19 protein-coding genes are annotated in these 22,650 nt (G+C 61.5%); 9 read left to right on the top strand and 10 right to left on the bottom strand.

Features of this window, described 5'->3' with window-relative positions:
* The first annotated feature begins 240 nt into the window (after positions 1–240).
* Positions 241–1,035 (top strand): DsbA family protein, encoded by a 795-nt coding sequence (locus IFJ82_RS13160; protein ID WP_062808623.1) that lies wholly within the window; start codon positions 241–243, stop codon positions 1,033–1,035.
* Positions 998–1,576, top strand: a complete 579-nt coding sequence (locus IFJ82_RS13165; RefSeq protein WP_225578671.1) for a GNAT family N-acetyltransferase — start codon at positions 998–1,000, stop codon at positions 1,574–1,576. Before IFJ82_RS13160 ends, IFJ82_RS13165 begins: the two co-directional genes overlap by 38 nt.
* A 295-nt stretch (positions 1,577–1,871) precedes the next feature.
* Here IFJ82_RS13165 and hemA read toward each other — a convergent pair whose 3' ends face one another.
* Positions 1,872–3,161, bottom strand: a complete 1,290-nt coding sequence (hemA, locus tag IFJ82_RS13170) for a 5-aminolevulinate synthase (RefSeq protein ID WP_192264864.1) — start codon at positions 3,159–3,161, stop codon at positions 1,872–1,874.
* 252 nt (positions 3,162–3,413) lie between these two features.
* A complete protein-coding gene (locus IFJ82_RS13175; protein ID WP_225578858.1) occupies positions 3,414–3,881 on the bottom strand; it encodes a hypothetical protein in 468 nt (155 codons plus the stop codon).
* 504 nt (positions 3,882–4,385) lie between these two features.
* Between IFJ82_RS13175 and IFJ82_RS13180 the strand changes: the two genes are divergently transcribed.
* The 4 genes from IFJ82_RS13180 to IFJ82_RS13195 all read left to right on the top strand — a co-directional run bounded on the left by IFJ82_RS13180 (position 4,386) and on the right by IFJ82_RS13195 (position 9,118).
* Positions 4,386–6,380 (top strand): transketolase-like TK C-terminal-containing protein, encoded by a 1,995-nt coding sequence (locus tag IFJ82_RS13180; protein WP_192264866.1) that lies wholly within the window; start codon positions 4,386–4,388, stop codon positions 6,378–6,380.
* Between the two features lie 19 nt (positions 6,381–6,399).
* Positions 6,400–7,422, top strand: a complete 1,023-nt coding sequence (gene gap / locus IFJ82_RS13185) for a type I glyceraldehyde-3-phosphate dehydrogenase (RefSeq protein WP_192264873.1) — start codon at positions 6,400–6,402, stop codon at positions 7,420–7,422.
* On the top strand, positions 7,422–8,645 hold the full coding sequence (locus IFJ82_RS13190; protein WP_192264874.1) for a phosphoglycerate kinase: 1,224 nt from the start codon (positions 7,422–7,424) through the stop codon (positions 8,643–8,645). Before gap ends, IFJ82_RS13190 begins: the two co-directional genes overlap by 1 nt.
* Positions 8,646–8,926: 281 nt before the next feature.
* Positions 8,927–9,118, top strand: a complete 192-nt coding sequence (locus tag IFJ82_RS13195) for a hypothetical protein (protein ID WP_192264875.1) — start codon at positions 8,927–8,929, stop codon at positions 9,116–9,118.
* An 8-nt stretch (positions 9,119–9,126) separates the two neighbouring features.
* Here the strand turns inward: IFJ82_RS13195 and ftsY are convergent, their stop codons facing one another.
* The 4 genes from ftsY to IFJ82_RS13215 form a co-directional block, all read right to left on the bottom strand.
* Positions 9,127–10,122, bottom strand: coding sequence for a signal recognition particle-docking protein FtsY (gene ftsY, locus IFJ82_RS13200; RefSeq protein WP_075624240.1), 996 nt, complete (start codon positions 10,120–10,122; stop codon positions 9,127–9,129).
* A gap of 1 nt (position 10,123) precedes the next feature.
* Positions 10,124–11,374 (bottom strand): tRNA (N(6)-L-threonylcarbamoyladenosine(37)-C(2))-methylthiotransferase MtaB, encoded by a 1,251-nt coding sequence (gene mtaB / locus IFJ82_RS13205; protein ID WP_003617910.1) that lies wholly within the window; start codon positions 11,372–11,374, stop codon positions 10,124–10,126.
* Positions 11,371–12,195, bottom strand: coding sequence for a diaminopimelate epimerase (dapF, locus tag IFJ82_RS13210; protein WP_192264876.1), 825 nt, complete (start codon positions 12,193–12,195; stop codon positions 11,371–11,373). The genes mtaB and dapF overlap by 4 nt, the downstream gene beginning before the upstream one ends.
* A gap of 75 nt (positions 12,196–12,270) precedes the next feature.
* Positions 12,271–12,672 carry a VOC family protein gene (locus tag IFJ82_RS13215; RefSeq protein WP_062808617.1) on the bottom strand — a complete coding sequence of 134 codons (402 nt, stop codon included), beginning with the start codon at positions 12,670–12,672 and terminating at the stop codon, positions 12,271–12,273.
* 143 nt (positions 12,673–12,815) lie between these two features.
* Here IFJ82_RS13215 and IFJ82_RS13220 point away from each other — a divergent pair, with 143 nt between their 5' ends.
* From IFJ82_RS13220 to IFJ82_RS13230, 3 genes are all read left to right on the top strand, one after another.
* On the top strand, positions 12,816–13,463 hold the full coding sequence (locus tag IFJ82_RS13220) for a class I SAM-dependent methyltransferase (protein ID WP_040511512.1): 648 nt from the start codon (positions 12,816–12,818) through the stop codon (positions 13,461–13,463).
* A 138-nt stretch (positions 13,464–13,601) separates the two neighbouring features.
* Entirely contained in the window at positions 13,602–15,464 is a 1,863-nt protein-coding gene (locus IFJ82_RS13225; RefSeq protein ID WP_075624238.1) for a hypothetical protein, read from the top strand.
* Between the two features lie 150 nt (positions 15,465–15,614).
* A complete protein-coding gene (locus IFJ82_RS13230; RefSeq protein WP_003617905.1) occupies positions 15,615–15,947 on the top strand; it encodes a hypothetical protein in 333 nt (110 codons plus the stop codon).
* 279 nt (positions 15,948–16,226) lie between these two features.
* Here IFJ82_RS13230 and IFJ82_RS13235 read toward each other — a convergent pair whose 3' ends face one another.
* The 4 genes from IFJ82_RS13235 to gcvP form a co-directional block, all read right to left on the bottom strand.
* On the bottom strand, positions 16,227–16,997 hold the full coding sequence (locus IFJ82_RS13235) for an ABC transporter ATP-binding protein (RefSeq protein ID WP_192264877.1): 771 nt from the start codon (positions 16,995–16,997) through the stop codon (positions 16,227–16,229).
* A complete protein-coding gene (locus tag IFJ82_RS13240; protein ID WP_408887735.1) occupies positions 16,994–18,013 on the bottom strand; it encodes a FecCD family ABC transporter permease in 1,020 nt (339 codons plus the stop codon). Before IFJ82_RS13240 ends, IFJ82_RS13235 begins: the two co-directional genes overlap by 4 nt.
* A gap of 2 nt (positions 18,014–18,015) precedes the next feature.
* Complete coding sequence (locus IFJ82_RS13245) at positions 18,016–19,140, bottom strand: ABC transporter substrate-binding protein (RefSeq protein ID WP_225578672.1); 1,125 nt, start codon at positions 19,138–19,140, stop codon at positions 18,016–18,018.
* A gap of 593 nt (positions 19,141–19,733) precedes the next feature.
* Positions 19,734–22,619 (bottom strand): aminomethyl-transferring glycine dehydrogenase, encoded by a 2,886-nt coding sequence (gene gcvP, locus IFJ82_RS13250; RefSeq protein ID WP_192264878.1) that lies wholly within the window; start codon positions 22,617–22,619, stop codon positions 19,734–19,736.
* Positions 22,620–22,650: the final 31 nt, after the last annotated feature.

Consider the following 22,650-nt stretch of genomic DNA (forward strand, 5'->3'; position numbering starts at 1 on the left):
TTATTTATATTGCCATATTACCTTAAATATCATGATTTTTACTGATTTGTTATCTTCCACCCATCGCTGCCACGATAGCAGTTGCCGCCATGGATTTTACCGTGCCATGCCATGTTGCGCGATTCGGGCATCCCCGTCATATGCCATCACACATGGCGCATGTTTAACATGCCGACTTCTTTCCTTACCCTCCTGCATCCTTTACATACCCCATCCTGACCCGATTGACGGAGGCCGCCTGTGCCCTTTTCTCGCCGCACCTACCGATTGCGCCGCCTGTTGCCCGCCACCATGGCAGCGGCCCTCCTGACGGGGGGGCTGTATGTCCCGACCGTGGCATCCGCACAAAGCGCCAGCGACACCTTCACCCCGGCACAGCGCAAGGCGATCGTGGAAATCGTGCGCGATGCGCTGAAGACCGATCCGTCCATCCTGACCGATGCGATCACCGCACTGCGGCAGAATGCCGCCAACCAGGCTCAGGCCTCGGCGCAGGGGGCGTTGGCCACGCATCGCGCGCAACTGCTCAACCCGGTGGCGTCGGACGCGATCCTTGGCAATGCGCAGGCCACGACAACCGTGGTTGAATTCTATGACCCGCGCTGCCCCTACTGCCGCAAGGTGCTGGCCGATCTGGACCGGATCGTGGCGGAAGACAAAAGTGTCCGCATCATTGAAAAAGTCGTTCCTGTCCTGGGACAGGGCAGCCTGATTGCATCACAGGCCCTTGTTGCCGCATTCCAGCAGGGCGGACAGGCCGCGTATTTCAAGATGCAGCACGCGATCATGACGGATTCGGAACATCCTACCGTTGATCGCATGCGCGCGCTGGCGAAACAGTGCGGACTTGATGCCGACCAGATCGCCAAGGAAATGAACGGCGAGAAAGTCACCGCCGTATTGCAGGCGAACATGGAACTTGCCCACGGCATTGGTCTGGATGGAACGCCAACCTTTGTTTTCAACGCCCGTCAGATCATTCCCGGCGCGGTGGATTATGATGAACTCAAGAAAGCCATCGCCCATACCCGCTGACCCCACGATCCCACAGGGCGGCCCGGTCATTCGCACGGGCCGCCCCACAGATGCAGCGGCCCTGCCCGCAACGGAACGTTCGGCCGCGCAACGCTTCGCCAGCATTCCGGCGCTGGCATGGCTGGCAACGGGGGATGTCATGCCAGCAGAGGCACATTTGCCCTGCATAGCGGCAGGCACATGCTGGGTTGCAGAAGACACCGATGGCGCGATTGCCGGTTTTCTAAGCGCAGGCATACGGCATGACTGCCTGCATATCCTTGAATTTTCGGTCCGTCAGGACATGCAGGGACAGGGCATGGGACGCGCGCTGCTGCATGCCGCGATGCTCAGGGTACAGCAAACGCACATGCCGGGCGGCCTTACACTGACGACTTTTCATGATGTCGCGTGGAATGCGCCGTTCTATCGCGCGATGGGGTTCGAGGAACTGACATCCCCCGCCCTCTGGCTTGCGGAATTACTGGCGCAAGAAGAGGCACATGGCCTTCCGCCGGGATCGCGTTGCGCGATGCGCTGGCGCGCGGCGGAAAAGGGATAGAAACAGCCTGAGAACACCCTGCGGATAAAAACAATAGAAGTTTCTGGCGCCCCTTTTCCGGGAACAACCGCACACCAGAGTTTTTAGAGGCTGTTCAAAAAGTCAGGACAAATAACATCCTGAAATCATAAAGGTTTTTGGTGAAGCTTTTTCCAAAAAGCTTCAGAAGACGCCGCCTTTTTCGATCAAAAGGCAGCACCCAAAAACTTTTCCTGTTTTTATCGGTGATCTGTTTTCAGGCACTCTGCTTATCTTCAGGGAGGAAAGGCGACATGTCCCTTTCCTCCCCAAGCCATCACTTCACCGGCTCAGCCACCTTCTGCGTGGTCTCCACCGGTGCGTTGATCCGCATCAAACGTGACAGTGCCTCGACCATCTGGTCCATCATCTCGTCCGTGTGGAATGGCCCGGGCGTCAGACGAAGCCGTTCGGTCCCGCGTGGAACGGTGGGATAATTGATGGGCGTGGCATACAGCCCGTATTCATCAAGCAACCGGTCACTGAGGTCACGACAGCGCTGCGCATCACCCACGGGAATGGGGACGATATGGCTGGGTGTCATGGTAAAGGGGATCCCGGCCTTACGCAGGCGCGTGCGGAAGGCGTTGACCCGTTCGAACATCCTTTCACGACGCCATGCATCCTTGCGCACCTGCCGCACGCTGGTCAGCGCGGCGGCAACCACGGCAGGCGGCAACGCGGTGGTAAAGATAAAGCCGGATGCAGCAAGGCGCAGATATTCGACAACGTCGCTCGACGCGGTAATATAGCCCCCATGGACGCCGAACCCCTTGGCAAGGGTGCCTTCGATAATGTCCACCTGGTCCGCCACACCATCGCGTTCAGAAATGCCGCCGCCCTGCGCGCCATAAAGGCCAACCGCATGGACCTCGTCCAGATAGGTCATGGCATTGTATTTCCGCGCCAGCGCACAGATCCCGGCAATGTCGGAAATGTCGCCATCCATGGAATAGACGCTTTCGAACGCGATCAGCTTTGGCGCCTCGGGGGGGGCCGCGGCCAATCTGGCCTCCAGGTCCTCAAGGTCGTTATGTTCAAAGATGACGGTCGTCGAACCGCGCGCGCCCTTGATGCCCGCGATCATCGAAGCATGGTTCAGGCGATCGGAAAAACAGATCCAACCCGGCATGCTGGTCAAGATGGTCTGAAGGCTTGCCTGATTGGAGACGTAGCCCGACACGAACAGCAGTCCGGCTTCCTTGCCATGCAGGTCGGCCAGTTCGTGTTCAAGTGCTGTGTGAAAGGGGCTGGTGCCTGCGATGTTGCGCGTGCCGCCCGCCCCCGCGCCATGTTCGCGGATCGCGGTAATGGCGGCGTCCATCACAACGGGTTCCACCCCCATGCCCAGGTAATCGTTCGATGACCACACCACGACCTCGCGGTCATGATCGCACGCGGGGGTCGCGGGCGTGGCGGGGGCCTTTTCCTGCTCATACACGGGATACCTGTCCGCTTCGCGCGCCAGGGGGGTGAACTGGCGATACCGGCCCTGCTTACGGATATCCACCAGTGCGGTGCGGCAGTACCGGTAAAACGGATGGCCGTCCGGATGATTACTGGACACTGATCTTCCTTTCCATGCGAACCTCGCTCCATACCCGCACCGAACCGTCATTCCAGCGCCGGACGCAGCCACACCACACCATGTACGGCGGATCTGGCCGGGCGTCCCACGGCGTGGGACGGCGATGTCACGCAACGACGCCCCAAGGCAGGAGTATTTCCCTCTCCATCCTGTCTTATAAGCGTTCGGCCGCCGGGTCACTATGGCAGGGCGGTCTTGTAAATTTAAAAAACATCCACTTTCCGGCGCGTCCTAGCGGACATAAAGGCGGATCATGGGGGCATCAACGCCCGGATCTGTCATGCCTGTCATCTCCATCTGCGCGGGGGCGGCACCATCATGGACGACCTCTGCCGCGACAGATTGCGCATCGGTCGCGACAAGGCGCGACAGCAATGAGGCCTGCTCATCAGGGGACAGGGCATCGGGAATGGCGGTGACGATGGTAAACAGGACGTTAGGTTTCCGCGCCAGCGCCTCGGCCACGGCTGTCTTCAGGTCGGGCTGCCACTGCTGTGGCGGTGTGCCTGCCCGGATTTCCAGCAATGGCGGAACGTGGCGGACCTCCACCGGCGGCGGCGGCGGGATCACCACGCGCGGCGGATCCCCGGCATGGCGGTTGAACGTCTTTTGCCCCACCAGAGTACACCCCCCAAGCCAGAACATGCTGGAGGCAAGGACAACACAGACGGGCAGTGCGGTGCGGCATGATACAGGCATGACCGCCAAGCGATACAGCATCCACGTCGCGGGGCAAGGGGAGAAAAATATCGCCCTGCAAATCCCGCGTTACGCGCGCCGCCACAAATCCCACCGCCACGAAGACCCAACGGATGAAAATACCCAAAATCCCCGATGCCTGCCGGCTTCACCAAATCCATGCCCCCCGCACCGCGAAAAAACCTTCCCCACCCTCCCCACCTGTCGCCCGGCCTGCATTTCCGCACGCATCGTGACACCGCACGCCATGCCTGCCCTGCCGCAGCGGATGCCGCGGGCAGGGCCATAACCGGCACGCCGGCTGCACCAAGACCATCAAACGCCTGTGACCATGCATGCATTCACGGGACTTGCGATCAGGAAGCTTCATCCTGTAGTCGTGGAACACTCACGATGCCCCGATACGGCATCACCCGGACATTGAGCCCGCATGGCACAACGCCGCCCCCGCCTGCGGCCCATTCGCCTTCCCCATGAACCAACAGGTGGATCAGGCCAGACGGCATGGAACAGCCCCCTCCTCCCGACCCCGTCCAGACCATGCCGCAATCCCCGCCCCCGGCGGTAGGGGACGATGCGCCGCTGGACCAGACGGGCCGGATCGCAGCCTCCATCCGGCAGATCATCCGCACGAACGAACCCGACAGCCACCATGTCATCCATGCCTGCGCGATGGCGAATGCCTGCGCCGTGCTGTGGAGCCGGTATCTGAGATTCGACCCCGCCTGTCCCACATGGTTCGACCGTGACCGTTTCGTGGTGTCATCCGTCCGTTACCGTACGCTTGTCGATGCGCTGGTCACACTGTCGGGACAGGCGGCGATCCGCATGGACGATACCCCCCACCCCGCAACCGCCATGGGATTCGGCCCCAGCGGGCAGGGACTGGGTGCCGCCATCGGCATGGCCATGGCGGAACAGCACATGGCCGCGCGTTTTGGCCGTACGCTGGTCAATCACCGCATATGGGCCGTCAGCTGCTGGTCCGAACTGTCCACCGGTGTGGCGCTGGAGGCGGCGGTACTGGCGGGGCAGATGGGGCTGGATCGCATCACGGTGCTGGTTGGCCTGTCGGAACATGAACGCGTACAGGCCGAAGCCGCCCTGCCCCGCTATGCCGCGTCGGGATGGTCCGTACGCAAGGTCGCAGCCAATCAGCCCGAACAGATCGCCGCCGCCATCGCATCCTCCATCCGCACGCACCGCCCCTGCCTGATCGCATGCCTGTCCCCCGCGCCCGATGCGGAAACGGCGGAACCTTTCGTCGATGATCCCGGCCTGTGGGCGTCGGCGGCGCGGCGTGGCGCCACCGCGCGCCGGTCATGGCTGCGCAGGCTGGCCAAGGACCGGCAGCGCATAGATTTCGAACGCCTCATCTCTGGCGAACGCCCGGCCCTGTGGCGTACCGACTGGCGGCGGTCATGGCAGGGCACGGGGCGGCATCGCGTGTCCCATCCCGCACTCCCCACCACCAGCTATGCCCGGCGTGGCCTTGATATCCTGCGCGAACTGCTGCCTGAGTTACTGTGCCTGCGTTCACGCCTGGGGCTGGCATCCGGTGCGACGACGGGCCATGGCCCCGCCGCCCTGCCGACACGGTGCGACACACAGGTGCATGGCATGGCCGCACTGCTGAACGGGATCGCGTTGCATGGCGGGTTCCTGCCATGCGGGGCGGCAACCTTCGTCGCCGTGGACCGCATGCGTCCCGCCCTGCGCTTTGCCGCCATGATGAAACGCCAGGTCATCTATTTCCTGACCGATGGGGGCCTGTCGCCCGAAGAGGACGGGCCGGCCTGGCTGCCAGTGGAACAGCTCGCCAGCCTGCGCGCCATGCCAAACGTCGCGGTATTCCGTCCCGCCACCCGGCGCGAGACGATGGAGTGCATGGAACTCGCCCTTGAACGGACCAACGGCCCAAGCCTGCTGACGCTGTGCCCGTTCATCCCGGCCAGCGACATGGCCGCTGACGCCTCCATGCCCAATGCGCACCCACTGACGAACCTGTGTGCGCGGGGTGGATATGTGGTCGCCGATTCCCCCACCCTTCCCCGGCAGGTCACGCTGATCGCCACGGGACAGGAGGTCGCGACTGCCCGCGCGGCGCAACTGCTGTTATGTGAACAGGGAATTGGCGCGGCCCTGGTGTCGTTGCCATGCTGGGAACTGTTCGCGGCGCAAAAAATATCCTATCGTGAACAGGTGCTGGGAACGGCACCCCGGATTGGCGTGGAGGCCGCATCCGGGTTCGGGTGGGAACGCTGGCTGGGACAGGAAGGAACATTCATCGGGATTGATGGTTTTGGTGAAAACGTCACCGCCGGCACACGGCAGGTGCGTAACGTGACCATCGAACCCGAACATATCGTCGCCCGCGCGCTGGAGGTCCTCCACGCACACGGCAACGGCCCTGCCGGGACCATCGGCAACCGGCGGCATGATGACGGGGATCTGCCTTTTCCGGACACGTCATCCCGAAGCGCTGCACTACAGAACTGACCTTAACGGAGAATAAGAAATGGCTGTCAAAGTCGCGATCAACGGTTTCGGTCGCATAGGTCGCCTCGTCCTGCGCGGGATTATCGAAAGCGGACGCACGGATGTCGTCCCTGTCGCCATCAACGACCTCGGCAGTGTCGAGGCAAATGCCCACCTCCTGTCCTATGACAGCGTGCATGGCCGCTTCCCGGCCGAAGTCCGTGTCGAAGGCAACAGCATCATCATCACGGCCAATGGCCGTACCTATGCCCCGATCCATGTCTCTGCCGAGGCGGACCCGACCAAGGTCGGGTTCACGGGCGTGGATGTGGCGCTGGAATGCACCGGTCGCTTCACCGACAAGGAAAGTGCCGCGCAACTGATCAAGGCAGGCGCGCGCAAGGTCATCGTCTCCGCCCCGGCATCGGGCGTCGATGCAACGATCGTCTATGGCGTCAACCAGGATGTACTGACATCCGATATGACCGTCATTTCCAACGCATCATGCACGACCAACTGTCTGGCCCCGGTGGCCAAGGTGCTGGACGATGCATTCGGCATCGAATGCGGCTACATGGTGACAATCCATTCCTATACCGGCGACCAGCGCACGGTGGATACCCTGCACAAGGACCCGCGCCGCGCGCGTGGCGCCGCGCTGAACATGATCCCGACCTCCACCGGGGCAGCCCGTGCCGTGGGCCTCGTGCTGCCGCACCTGAAGGGACGTCTTGACGGGACCGCCATCCGCGTGCCGACGCCCAACGTCTCCCTCGTCTCGCTTGATTTCGTGCCACAGCGCGCGCCGTCCTCCGTCGAGGAAGTGAACGAGGCGGTGCGCAAGGCCGCGAGCGAGGCGCCGCTCAAGGGCATCCTCGATTACAACACAGCACCGCTGGTAAGTTCGGATTTCAACCATTCGGTTGCATCCTCCACCTTTGATGCGACACAGACGGCGGTCATCGACGGCGGCAGGCTGGTGCGCATCTGCAGCTGGTATGACAACGAATGGGGCTTCTCCAACCGTATGTCCGACACAGCCGCCCTGTTCGGCAGCCTGTAATGGCGACGGTTGCGTTCAAGACGCTGGATCAGCTTCAACCCGCGGGCAAGAAGGTTCTTCTGCGCGCGGACCTGAACGTTCCGGTAAATGGCGGGCAGATTACCGACGCCACCCGCCTGCTGCGCCTGCTGCCGACCATACAGGAACTGGCGCAGAAGGGCGCGCGCGTCATTGTGGTCAGCCATTTCGACCGCCCCAAGGGCAAGCGCGTGCCTGAAATGTCGCTCGCCCCGATCGCAGATGCGCTGGGCGATGCGCTGGGCCGTCCCATGACCTTTGCCGATGACTGTATCGGCCCGGTGGCGCAGGCCGCCGTCGATGCGATGCAGGATGGCGACGTGGTGGTCCTGGAAAACACCCGTTTCCATGCTGGCGAGGAAGCCAACGACCCAGACCTTGCCAAATCGCTGGCGTCACTGGCGGATTTCTATGTCAATGACGCGTTCTCCGCCGCCCACCGCGCCCATGCCTCCACCGAGGGGGTGGCCCGTCACCTGCCGTCCTTTGCCGGACGCCTGATGGAGACGGAGTTGAACGCGCTGAACATCGCGCTGGAAAATCCCGAACGTCCGGTGGGGGCGATCATTGGCGGGGCGAAAATCTCCACCAAGCTCGACCTGATCGGTAACCTGCTTGAAAAGGTACAGGTGCTGATTATCGGCGGGGCGATGGCCAATACGTTCCTTGCGGCGCAGGGCGTGAAGGTCGGGCGTTCCCTGCAGGAAGGGGAAATGCACGACACCGCGCGCGCCATCCTGGCGAAGGCCAAGGAAAAAGGGTGCGAGGTCATCTTGCCGGTCGATGCCGTAACCGCGACTGAATTCAAGGCCAACGTGCCCACGCGCGTTGTCGGGATCGACGCCATTCCCGACGATGCGATGATCCTTGATGTCGGTCCGCAGACCGTCCGCGACCTGTGTGCAAAGATCGCGACGCTGAAAACGCTGGTATGGAACGGCCCGCTGGGCGCATTCGAAATCGCACCGTTTGACGCAGGTACGAACGCGGTGGCGCAGGAAGTTGGTCGCCTGACGCAGGAAGGCAGGCTGAAAAGCATCGCCGGTGGGGGGGATACCGTCTCCGCCCTGCGCCATGCGGGTGTAACGAAGGATATTTCCTATATCTCCACCGCGGGCGGCGCATTCCTTGAATGGCTGGAGGGCAAGACCCTGCCGGGCATCATGGCGCTGGAATCCGTGTTCGAACGCGCATTGCCGATCTGAACGGTCGTTTCACGACCGCCCTGACGGGAACGGGGGATCATCCTTTGCAGGATGATCCCCTTTTTTCATAACGCGTAGTGGGGGAAAGACAAAGAGATTGTTTGAAAACAAGTCATTGATAAAAAACAAGAAAAATTTTTGGGTGCTGCCTTTTTTCAAAAAGGCGGCCTCTTCTGAAGCTTTTTAGAAAAAGCTTCACCAAAAACCTTTATAATTTCAGAGTTTTATCGATCCTGACTTTTCAAACAGTTTCAAAGTTTCTGGAGGCGCGATTTTCAGGCATGCGCCTTGCTGCGCAGCTTTTCAGGAAAAATCTTCGCCTGAAACTTCTTCCAAGGCTGCCTGTAAAGACAGGGGCAGCTAAAGACAGGGCCAGCAGTCTGCTGAATGATAAAAGCCCTGAACGGCATTCCCCTTTGGGGAAAGGCAACATACCAGAGCTTTTATCATTACTTATCAATGTGTTGTTTTAAAACGCCTTTTACTGCCCTGCATCGGGTGATGCGCCTTCCTTGTTTTCCCCATTGTCCGCCGGGGTTTCGCGGTCGATCACCTTGATATCGTCACCCACCAGCCCCTGCGCAAAGGCCTGCGCGGAGAAGGGGCGCAGATCCTCCGCCTGTTCGCCCACACCGACCATATGGACCGGCAGGCCGAACGCATCGGCCAGCGCCACGACAATCCCCCCGCGCGCAGAACCGTCCAGCTTCGTCACCACCAGTCCTGTGACGTTCACCAGTTCCTTGAACACCCGCACCTGTTCCATCGCGTTCTGGCCCGTGGTGGCATCCAGCACCAGAAAGACGGAATGGGGGGCGGTTTCATCGAACTTGCGCATCACGCGGATGATCTTCGCCAGTTCCTCCATCAGCGCGCCCTTGTTATGCAGGCGCCCCGCAGTATCAACCAGTAGCAGGTCCGCACCTTCCGCCTTGCCTTTCTTCAACGCCTCGAACGCAAGACCGGCGGCATCGGCATTGGGGGGGCCAGCAATGACCGGCGCGCCCACACGCTCGCCCCAGACCTGCAACTGTTCCACTGCGGCGGCACGGAACGTATCGCCCGCGACCATCATGACCTTCTTGCCCTGCTCGCCATAATAACGGGCCATCTTGCCGATCGTCGTGGTCTTGCCCGTGCCGTTGACCCCCACCACCAGCACGACATGCGGCTTGTGCGCGGGATCGGGTTCGAACGGGATGGCGACAGGTTCAAGGATCTTCGCGATTTCTTCCGCCAGTGCGGTGCGGACTTCCTCGTCCGTCACTTCCTTGCCGAATTTGGAGGAACGGAAGGAATCAATCACCTTCGCCGCGACATTCGGCCCCAGATCGGCAGAGATCAGCAGGTCTTCCAGATCCTCCAGCGCCTGATCATCAAGCTTGCGTCGGGTGAAAACCGCGCTGAGCCCACCGCTGAGTTTCTGTGTGGAGCGCGACAGCCCCGCCTTGAGTCGTGAGAAAAAGCCAAGAGCCATGTCAGGGTAATTCCGCCACCAGTCCGTTATCGTCAAAAGCCACAGGCCGCACCGTCTCGATCCGTCCCGCCTGCGACGGCGCAACACCATCCGCCAGCCGCACCGGGGCGAATTCCTCGGAATGCCCGGATGTCTGCGTCTCCATCAGCACCCGCAACGGCCGCCCCAGCAATCCCGCGTGATAGGTACGTGCCGCCTGCGCCCCCACCGCACGCAGGCGCGCGGCGCGCTCGCGCCGCTGTGCCATGGGAATGGCGGGCATCCGGGCCGCGGGCGTTCCGGGCCGCTCGCTATAGGGGAAGACATGCAGGTAAGGCAGCGCCTGTCCTGCGATGAAATCCAGTGTTTCATTGAACAGCGCTTCGTCTTCGGTCGGGAAACCGGCGATCACATCCGCGCCGATCCCGATATCGGGCCGCAATCCGCGCGCGCGCGCGATGACGGCGGCGACATCATGCGTCAGGTGACGCCGCTTCATGCGCTTGAGGATCATGTCCGACCCTGCCTGCAACGACAGATGCAGATAGGGCATGAAGCGGGGTTCATGTTCCAGCAGTTGCCACAACCCGTCATCAATCTCCACCGGGTCAACCGACGACAGGCGCAACCGTTCCAGTTCGGGCACCAGGGCCAGCAGCCTGCGGCACAACTGCCCCAGCGAGGGCTGTCCCGGCAGGTCCCCACCCCATGATGTGATATCCACCCCGGTCATCACCACCTCGCGATAGCCCGAGGCGACAAGCGCGCGCACCTGTTCAACCACCACGCCGACGGGAACGGAACGTGACGGCCCCCGGCCGAAGGGAATGATGCAGAAGGTGCAGCGATGGTCACACCCCTGCTGCACCTCCACAAAGGCGCGGGTGCGGCCTGCGAACTCCGTCACCAGATGCGGCGCGCTTTCACGGGCGGCCATGATGTCGGATACCGCATTGCCCTGCGACAACGCGGCTTCACTCCAGCTTTCGGCGGCCAGTTTTTCGCGATTGCCCAGCACCCGTGTGACACCAGGCAGCGCAGCCCAGCGGTCAGGGTCGATCTGTGCCGCACACCCCGTCACGACGATGCGCGCGTCGGGACGGTCACGATGGGCGCGACGCACCGCCTGACGGGCCTGGCGCTCGGCCTCCGCCGTGACCGCGCAGGTGTTGACGATCACGACATTGTCCAGCCCGGCGGCATGGGTGCGCATCACCTCGCTTTCGTAGGTATTGAGCCGACAGCCAAATGTCAGGATTTCAGGCTTTTTCATCGGGGATAGGTATCCAGCGCCACAGTGCCTTCGAAACTCATCACGGCGGGACCACTCATCAGGACATGGCCATCGCTTTCACGCCACGTCACCGACAGCACGCCGCCATCCATTTCCACAACGCATGTACGCCCGACCAGCCCACGCCGCACGGCATTGACCACGGCGGCACACGCACCGGACCCACATGCCAGTGTCAGGCCCGCGCCACGTTCCCATACCCGCAGCCGCATGTCATCGCGCGCGCGCACCTGCGCAAAGCCGATATTGGCCCGTTCGGGAAATAGCGGGTCGCATTCCATTGCCGGCCCACGCACGCGCGGGTCGGTGGTATCCCCCACATCAAGAAACACGGTGGCATGCGGGTTGCCCATAGATGCCGCGGCCGGGTCCCCCCACAATGGCAGATGCAGGGTATCGACCTCCCGCACGAGGGGGATATCGCGCCAGTCCAGCGCGGGGAGGCCCATATCGACGGTAATGACGCCATCACCGGCAATCCGGGTTGGCAACAGGCCCGCGCGCGTCTGCAATACGGGGGCCATCGTCCCGCGTTCATCCCCGATCAGGGCCGCGACACAGCGCGAGGCATTGCCACACGCCCCGGATTCCGTGCCATCGGCATTAAAAAAGCGTACGAACACATCCGCACCATCACGGCAGGCGGGGCGCAGCACCACGAACTGGTCACAGCCAATGCCGCGCTGACGATCCGACAGGGCGGCGATGCGCGCGGGCGTCAGGTCAAGGCGGCTGGCACGTTCGTCCATGATGACGAAATCATTCCCCAGGCCATGCATCTTGTAAAAGCTGGTCTTCATCTGTGCCCTATATACGCCAACATCGTCCCGGCCGCGAAATGCCCGCCCCTGTGCGAGTCGCCCGCTGACGCGTTTTTACAGGAAACGCCCCGGCGCGCCACGTTGCAGAACCTCGATCCGGTATCCATCAGGATCGGTAATAAAGAAAAACCGCCCCACGAACCGTGCCCCGCATGACATGTCCTTCACCGGTTGCGGCGACAGCCCGGCGGCGGACAGGCGCGCATGTTCCGCGTCCACATCCGCAACCGACACCGCAAGGTGGCCATATCCGTCACCAAGGTCATACGGATGGTCACGATCATGGTTAAGCGTCAGTTCGAGTTCAAACGTCTGCTCCGCATTCGCAAGGTAGATAAGCGTGAACGTATCGAACACAAGCCGGTCCACTGGCCGCAGGCCAAAGGCAAGGTCATAGAACGCCTCGCTGGCGGCTGCGTCACGCACGCGGATCATGGAATGGATCATTCGGGCCATGTCTGCGGTTTCTCCTTTGGTTCAATCTGTCGTAAATGGCGGCAACCGGCGGCATTCTCAACATGCCGTGGCGTCTTTTCGCGCATGGCGAAACGTGCAGGCGACCGGCCGTTTCGTCCCACCCCGTCGCATCTGGCACATTCATGAACGATCTGCACGGCTTTCATCCTGGCGCCTTCCTCAGCGCGTCGCACGACTCCGACACCGTTTTCTGGTCCGCACGTCCCTCCGGCCCGATGCTGGACCCCGGGGCATGCACGGCCGTCACGGCGTTGTACCGCACCATGCTGCCCGAAGGGGGACGCATCCTTGACCTGATGGCCGGAAGTGACAGCCACCTGCCAGATAATGTCGCCTTTGACGCCGTAATCGGCATCGGGGTGGATGCCCCGGCACTTGACGCCAACGGGCGCCTGACACAACGGATCGTGCAGGACCTCAATGACACGACCGAACTGCCCCTGGCCGATGAATCGCTTGACGCCGTGTGCCTGTGCGATGTCGTGCCCTACCTGCGCCATCCTGTCGCGCTGTTTCGTGAAATTGCCCGTGTGCTGCAACCCGGGGGGCTGGTACTCGTTACCTACGGCAATGGTTTTGTACCGCAAAAAGCCGTGGCATTATGGCAGGCGATTGAAACGGAGGAACGCCAGCGTCTGGTGCGTATCGTGATGCAGCGCGCAGGCTTTGCCCATACCGATACCGGCAGCGTCACCCCACCGCCCAACGATGCCGTCTGGCACGACACGGTCTATGGCGTGACGGCGCGCCGGGACGAAGGCGCGGCATGACGGCCCCACGGGGCATGGGCCGAATATTGCAGAAGGTAAAAATATCCTTCTTAAAAGAAATTATCATTTACGCCGACGCCGGGAAATGTTTTGACACAGAATAGTCTTGACCCGTAGTCCGAGGCCCACTGGTAATATATGCGGAATTTCCCCCCCCGTCGCGCTGGCTGGCACCGTCTGTCGGCCGCCCTGCTTCTGTGCTCTGTCATGGTGCCCGTATCCGCCACATGGGCCGATGATGACCCGGAATCGCTCGATATCATGGAGCGACAGATGGAACGCATCCAGCAACAGCAGATGGAACTGCAACGCGACCTGACGATGATGCGCAAGCAGATCGCACAGCACCGCGCCCATGCCGGTACCGGCACGGGCACGGGGGAACATTCCCTGCAGGTATCAGGCAGCGCAGGGCATGTGCGCGGTGGCTGGACCCCGCATGAGGGGCGTATCACCGCCATGGGTGAACGCACGCCGCCGGGCATGGGCGCGCCGCATATCGGGGGGCATTCCGACAATCCGAACGGGTCGTTCCTTGACACCCCGACATTCGAATCCGTCGTCGCCCATCGTGACGAGGATCTGATTTCCCATATGGCCAACAATAATGTCGGCCCCCACACCCGTGAAACCGTCGGTGCGCAGTCTGCCGGCGCACTGGGCAGCAAGGTCTTCCATGCCGGGGCGGTATCCATCATCCTTGGTGGTTTCTTCGACGCCGCCGCGTTGGAGGAAAACCGCCATGTTGCCTCGGGCATCTTCAATTCGTGGGCAAACATTCCCTTCCGCAACAGTTCGAACTTCCACACCGACAATTTCAACGGCGATGCGCGCTATACCCGCTTCTCCCTCATGGCGCGCGCGCCGCTGGGCACGCACGTGACGGTGGCGGGATTTGTCGAAAGCGACTTTGGCGCCAGTGCGGAAACAACCAATCCTTATGAAAGCAATTCCTACGTCCCGCGCCTGCGTCAGGCGTACCTGACGCTGGATGATGCCAAGACCAACTGGCACTTCCTGATCGGACAGGCATGGACGATGCTGACCCCGGATCGCGTCGGCATCATACCGCGACAGGAAAGCCTGCCCGAAACCATCGAATCCTCCATCCTTGCGGGGCAGACATGGACGCGGCAGTGGCAGGTGCGCCTGGTCAAGGACTTCCTCGAACACCGGCTGTGGGCGGGTCTGTCGATCGAAAACCCGGCCACGATCTATGACACCACCGGTTTTTCAGCCTATAGCGACAATGGCGAATATGCCCTCCCCGGCAGCGGCAACTATGCCAAGGTGGGATCGAACGGCGTCGGGTTGACGGGATCCAGCACGAACTATTCCAACGAAATCGCCCCCGACATCATCGCAAAGATCGCAGGCGACCCGTCATGGGGCCATTATGAAATGGAAGGTATCGTCCATTTCCCGCATGACCGTTCGGTCATCGGTGGCGAGGGGCAGAACCATACCGCCATCGCATGGGGTGGCGGCGGGTCGATGATCCTGCCGGTCATCCCGCACACGCTCGAAATACGGCTGGCCGGACTGGCGGGCAAGGGGATCGGGCGTTATGGCTCCGTCCTGCTGCCTGATGCCACGCTGAAGGCCAATGGCGCGCCCGACCTGCTTAGCAGCGCGCAGGCCACGGCGGGCGTGATCGCCCATCCCAACCGCCTGGTCGACGTCTATGGCTATTTCGGGATGCAGCGTTCGGGACGCGGATATTTCGATTCCGATGGCACCGCCTATGGCTATGGCAACCCGCTCTCCGACAATAGCGGGTGCTGGACCGAAGGGTCATCAGCCTGCACCGCAAGCATAAAATCGGTGGAGGAATTCACGATCGGGGCATGGTACCGCTTCATCAAGGGCAAGTATGGCACCGTGCAGGCAGGCACGCAGCTTGCCTATTCGCGCGTGCATACATGGGGCGGAATCGGGGGGGCCCCCACCACGAGCATGAGCGAGATCTTCTTTGATTTCCGCTATCTGCCATTCCAGTAATCCCCTGCGGATCGCCACCACACAGGCCATGACGCCTGCGCCTTGCACCCGCATCGAAAAAGGGGGATGTTGCCCCCTCCTGTGTGGATAAGGCGAAAGGGCGCGACGCATATGCCGGTAAAGCAACGACACTGGAGGATTGCCGGATGCGTGGCCCTTGGGCTTCTCCCGCTTCTTCTGTCATCCATTCCCGCCATGGCGCAGGAAGACGAGGACGAGGCCGATTTCAAACGCCACCAGTCCATGCATCAGCTTTCGCGTCACCCGCCGCTGCCACGCCTGCATATGGATTACAGCCAGTACCGCTTCATCCCCCCCGGTGACAAGGTAAAGGAACAGCCCGACGTCAACCGGCTGCTGTTCTGGACGCAGCATGGTACGCCCGATGGCTATGCCGAACGCCATGGCGGGGCCATCGTCTATTACGACAGCACGGGCAAGGCGATCCGCGTCGATAATGTCCCGGCCACACCCACCCGTTAGGACGATTTCGAAAACATCCAAAGGCTGTCTGCAAACAGCCGGGGCCGTGACATCAGCTTTTTTCAGAATGCTCCAAAAGGCATTGCCTGTTTCAGGTCATAAGAAAGATTGTTTGAAAACAAGATAAAGTTTCTGGATGCCGCCTTTTTCCAAAAAGGCGGCGTCTTCTGAAGCTTTTTAGAAAAAGCTTCACCAAAAAACTTTATAATTTCAGTATGTTATAGATCCTGACTTTGCAGACAGCCTGCCAAGGCAATATCCTGCAAGTTTTTTGTAAGGTCATGATATTTCTTCTGGTGATGCTGCCCCTGTGCATTCGTCATCAGGTCCGCGCGCATACAGCCGTGCGATCCCCTGCGCATCCAGCACCTGTGCGGCCGGGCCGTCACGCATCACCCGCCCGCACCGCAACAGGAGTGCATGGTCAAACGCAACAGCGGCCCGCACGGGGTCATGTGTTGTCGCAACAATTGCATATCCATCATCCGCCAGTTCGCGCAGCAATGCATACAGCCGCTGCTGCTGCCCATAATCAAGGCCGGTTTCTGGTTCATCCAACACCAGTATCCGCCCCCCCTGCGCCAGCGCACGCGCGATCAGCACGGCCTGACGTTCGCCGCCTGACAGGTCGGTATAGGACCGTGCCGCCAGGTGGCTGATCGACAGCCGCACCAGCGCATCCGCCACGATGGCCGCGTCCTCTGCCCCGACCTTCCGCGCAAAGGGTGTATAGGACACCCGCCCCAGCGCCACCACGTCACGTACGGTATAGGGAAACAGCGATATATGCCCCTGCGGGACATAGGCGATCCGGTGCGCGACCTCGCGCCGGTGCCATTGCGACAGGTCGCGCCCATCCAGCAGGACCTGCCCCGCATCCGGCCGCAACACCCCCAGCAGCACACGCAGCAACGTGCTTTTCCCCGCCCCGTTCGGCCCCAGAAGCCCGGTTATCCGCCCCGCCACGATCGACAGTGATACGTCATCCAGCACACATCGCCCATTACGGCGCAGCCCGACACGACGCACATCCAGCACCGTCCCCTTCATAACCGCCACCCCCGCCGCAACAGGCGCAGCACGGAAATGAACACCACGACGCCAAGAAGGTCCGTCAGCAGCCCGACGGGGATTTCCTCGGCCGACAGGCATCGTGCGAGGTCATCACATACCAGCAGGAAAATTGCGCCCAGCCCGGCGCTCAGCGGAATGACACGCGCATTGCACGGCCCCGCCAGCAGGCGCGCCACGTGCGGGATGATCAGCCCGATCCAGCCAATCATTCCCACCGCCGACACCGTCAGCGCCGAAAGCCCTGTTGCAATACCGATCGTGCCATAACGCAATGCCGTAACCGGCACGCCAAGGGTACGCGCCTCTTCATCGCCCATTGCCAATGCATCAAGCATCCGCCCGCAGGCCGACAGAACCACAATCCCCAGCAAGACCGGGACCGCCATGACCTCCAGCCGCAGCACATCAACCTGCGTCAGGCTGCCCAGCAGCCAGAACACGATGTCGGGCAACTGCTGCTGCGGGTCGGCAACATATTTCAGCATGGACATCAGCGCGGTGAACAGGGCGGAACTGATCAACCCGCCAAATACCAGCATCAGCAGGGAGGCCGCATCGAACATGCGCGCGACCCCCACCCCGAACGATACGGCAAGGATACCGCCCGCAAACGACAGCGCCTGTACGCCCGTCGTGCCCATGCCATTGACAATCCCCAGCGCGGCGCCAAACCCCGCCCCCGCCAGCACGCCCAGCAGGCCGGGGGAAACCAGCGGGTTACGAAATACCGCCTGATATGTCGCGCCAGAGACCGACAAAGCAGCCCCCACGCACACCGCCGCCCCGATCCGCGGCAGGCGCGCGCCCATCAGGATCGCATGCACCATGTCATATTGCGCCTGCGGCAATGCCTGCCCGCCCATGGCCGTCACCACAAAACGGGCGATCACACCCGGCGCAATGGCGTAACGCCCAAGGCAGGCAGAGACAAGGAGGCATAGCACAAGTCCGCCGAACACCAGCCATCCGGCAGAACGCCCCATCATACGCAGGATCAACGGGGAGAGGCCCCCCCGTCCTTCGTCGCCCCGGCAGGGGGCAGCCCCGCCAGTATCCGCCGCGCCTGCGTAACATCAAGGTCGTAATGAAAGAAGGTGCGATAGAACGCACAGGTCCGTTCCACCATATCGGTGGCCGGGAACAGGTCAGGATGCAGCACCTGCGCCGCCCATGCGACCTGCAACGGGAATTCGCTGCCATACCGGTCCCACGGGAACACGCCCGCCGGGTTATGGATCACATGTCCCGTGCGCACGGCGGTGATATTGCGCCACACGCCGCCATCAGCCATCGGGTCAAAGGTCCCGGCATCAGGGCCAAGGATGATGACATCAGGATTCCATGCGGCCAACTGCTCGACCGAAATGGGCTTCATATTGCCATCCACCCCGTCCGCCGCATTCCGCGCCCCCGCGATCGACAGCCATTCGTCAATGATCGTATGCGCCCCGTCCACACGCAGCGGATGCAGGGACTGGATATGCACCACGCGCGGCCGTGCATCCGGGGCCAATGCGTCGGTGCGCGCGCGGGTATCGTGGATCACCCCGTCAAGCAATGTTTCATAGGCGCGCGTTACCTCCTGCGCCTGCCGTGTGCCGATCACCTGTGCTGTCATCTCCAGCGAGCGACGCAGGCTTGCGGCATCGGTGAACCCGGCCACCAGCACCGGAATCCCCACCGCACGCAGGGCCGCCGCCATGGCCGAGCCGTTGGGGACAAAGGCGACATCCACCCCGGCCTTCAGCAGGCTTTCGGCGTTGACCGCCGGGCCATTGACCCCGATGGCATGATAGAGTGCAGGCGCGACAAGGAACATCCACGGCCGGGTATCGGGCCGGTCCACCGTAACCGCAATCCTGTCCGCCGCGCCGAGCATGATGGTCAGTTCGTTATGCGCAAACCAAAGATCCGCGATATGTCCGGGCCGCGCAGGCACCTGCTGCACCTGCCCCGTCATGTCGGCCACACCATGGGTGATGCCATCCCCTGCCGCATGCCCGATGGGCGCCATAACGAAAGATGCCGACAGCATCATCGCGCCGATCACACCCATGCACCATGTCCGTGGATACCGCATGCCCGCTCCCTGTAACCTGATGATCCCGATATATCCCATCGGATACATCCCCGGCCAGAGGCGATCGCTCCACATGGCATAAGACCGCGAACACAGACGTAAAATGGGCATTCCAAGGCAATTTTTTTAGTATAGAAATTATTATAAATACAAAATGAACAGATTTCTGAAAAAATAAAAGATAATTGTGCAGATTTTTCAAAATTATTAAAAGAAAAATACCCCTTAATATCGCATTATTTTCTTAATGAGTTATATTTTTAAGGGTTTTTAAGATATATATACTGAAAAAAATTATGATATTACATTTAAAAATAAACCATTGATAAAAATTAGAAAAGTTTTTGGGTGTCGCCTTTTTTCAAAAAGGCGACGTCTTCTGAAGCTTTTTAGAAAAAGCTTCACCAAAAACTTTCATAATTTCAGGATATTATTGAGCCTGATTTTGCAAAAAAACAGGATAACGCCTGAAATGTTCGCGTTCTCTCTTGATGGAGTGTTTTAAAACAGTCGCTCCAACAGCCCCTGAACGCTTTTCATGGATATCGCACAGACGGATTTCCAGAAAAAAAGCCGCCCCGGTAAAGGGCGGCTTTTCGAAATACCCTCAGATGCGCCAGCGCATCCCTGGATCAGTCCTCGGCATAGGTCGAAAGGTCAGGGCATGAGCAGACGAGGTTACGATCCCCATACGCATTGTCCAGCCGGTTGACCGGCGACCAGTATTTGCTTCCTGCCTGCACCGCACCGGGCAGGCACCCGCGCGCACGGTCATATGCACGGTCCCATTCCGGGTCGGTCACGTCACGCACGGTATGCGGCGCATGGCGCAGGGGGCTGTCCTCCACCTTGATCCTGCCGTCCATGACCTCGCCGATTTCTTCATGGATGGCGATCATCGCCTCACAGAAACGGTCAAGCTCACGCAGGCCCTCGGACTCCGTCGGCTCGATCATGAAGGTGCCCGCGACGGGGAAGCTGACGGTCGGGGCGTGAAAGCCATGATCGACCAGGCGCTTGGCGATATCATCGACCGTGACCCCGGCCGTATCGCGCACGGGACGCAGGTCAATGATGCATTCATGCGCCACCCGCCCGTTCACCCCGCGATACAGCACCGGGTAATAATCCGACAGCCGCGCCGCAATGTAATTGGAATTCAGGATCGCAACCTCGGTCGCGCGACGCAGGCCCGCATCCCCCATCATTTTCATATAGGTCCATGAAATCGGCAACACATCGGCTGAACCGAATGGGGCCGCGCACACGGCATTGGCTTCGCCCAGTTCGGGGCGACCGGGCAGGAAAGGCGCCAGATGCGCACCAACCCCGATCGGCCCCATGCCCGGCCCACCACCGCCATGCGGGATGCAGAACGTCTTGTGCAGGTTGAAATGGCTGACGTCCGACCCATATGACCCCGGCCGTGACAACCCGACCTGCGCATTCATGTTCGCGCCATCCAGGTAAACCTGCCCACCCGCCGCATGGACCAGATCGCACAGTTCGCGCACGCTTTGTTCAAACACGCCATGGGTGGAGGGGTAGGTGATCATGATCGCGGCAAGCTGCTGCGCATGCTGCGCGATGCGGGCCTTCAGGTCATCCATGTCCACGTTGCCATGTTCATCGCATTTGACGACGACAACCTTCATCCCCGCCATCTGCGCCGAAGCCGGGTTGGTGCCATGGGCGGATGCCGGGATCAGGCACACGTCACGCCCGGCCTCGCCGCGTGCGCGGTGATAGGCACGGATCGCCAGCAGCCCGGCATATTCGCCCTGCGCACCCGAATTGGGCTGGAGCGAGACGGCGTCATACCCGCTGATGCGGCACAGCATCTGCTGCAGTTCCGCGAACAGTTCGGCATACCCCTCCATCTGGTCCGCCGGGGCAAAGGGATGGATGTCACAGAATTCGGGCCACGTGATCGGCATCATCTCCGCCGTCGCGTTCAGCTTCATCGTGCATGACCCCAGCGGGATCATCGAACGGTCCAGCGCCAGATCCTTGTCCGCCAGGCGGCGCAGGTAACGCAGCATGTCAGTTTCAGAGCGATAGGCACTGAAGACCGCCTGCGTCAGCAACACGCCCGTACGCGCCAGCGCCTGTGGGATTGCGGTGGCCGGGGCGTCAAGCGTCCCTTCCATCGCGGCCACGCGGGCCGCATCACCGGCAAAACAGGTCCAGATCGCACGCACCACTTCGGGTGTCGTGGTTTCGTCAAGGCTGAGGCCAAGGGTATGCGCATCAACCCGGCGCAGGTTCATTCCCGCCGCCACCGCACGATTGACGATGTCCGCCGTGCGTTCACCCGTCGCGATGGTCAGCGTGTCAAAGAACGCATCCGTGCGCACATCCTCGCCCAGCGCGCGCAGACCCGCCGCCGCCACGACACACAGGCGATGAATACGCGTGGCGATGGCATGCAGCCCGTCCGGCCCATGATACAGCGCATACATCGACGATACGACGGCAGGCAGCACCTGCGCGGTACAGATGTTCGACGTCGCCTTTTCACGGCGAATGTGCTGTTCGCGCGTCTGCAATGCGAGACGATAGGCAGGCTCGCCCCGCGAATCGATCGATACGCCGACAAGGCGACCGGGCATGTTGCGCTTGAACGCATCACGCACCGCCATATATGCCGCATGCGGGCCACCCGCGCCCATCGGCATGCCGTAACGCTGCATCGAACCGACCGCGATATCAGCCCCCAGCGCGCCCGGACTTTCAAGCAGCAGAAGCGCCATCGGGTCCGCCGTCATCGCCGCGATCGCACCAGCCGCATGCAGGGCCGCGATCGCGGCACGCGGATCACGCACCTGCCCGGACGACCCCGGATACTGGAACAATGCGCCAAACACCTCGTCCGCGTGCAGGTCATGCGCCGGATCGCCCACCACCAGCGTCCAGCCCATCGGTTCGGCACGGGTCCGCAGGACGGAAATCACCTGCGGGTGACAGTCCGCATCGACAAAGAACGACATTGCCTTGCTGCGTGCGACGCGACGGGCCATGGCCATCGCTTCCGCCGCCGCCGTCGCCTCATCCAGAAGGGAGGCATTGGCCACGTCCAGCCCGGTCAGTTCGGTCACAAGCGTCTGAAAGTTCAGCAGCGCCTCCAGCCGGCCCTGGCTGATTTCGGGCTGGTACGGGGTATAGGCCGTGTACCAGGCCGGGCTTTCCAGCACGTTGCGCTGGATCACACCCGGCAGGAACGTATTGTAATATCCCTGCCCGATCAGGGACGTCATCACCTTGTTGCGGCCCGCGATCTGACGCAGGCGTTCAAGGGCCTGCGTTTCGGACATGCCGGCACCCAGACCCATTTCCCCCTTCAGGCGGATATCGCCGGGGACGGTCTGCGCCATCAGGTCCTCAAGGCTTTCGGCCCCCACGACATCAAGCATGTCGCGCACATCGTGGGCGTCGGGGCCAACATGACGCGCACAAAACGCGTCAGGATCGCTGCCCGTACCCTGCCACAGGGGGGAATTATCGGTGGAAGACGTCATGATCGGGAACTCCGTCAGGTCACAGGCAGCA

This window comes from Novacetimonas hansenii (genome assembly GCF_014843995.1).
Taxonomy (GTDB): domain Bacteria; phylum Pseudomonadota; class Alphaproteobacteria; order Acetobacterales; family Acetobacteraceae; genus Novacetimonas; species Novacetimonas hansenii.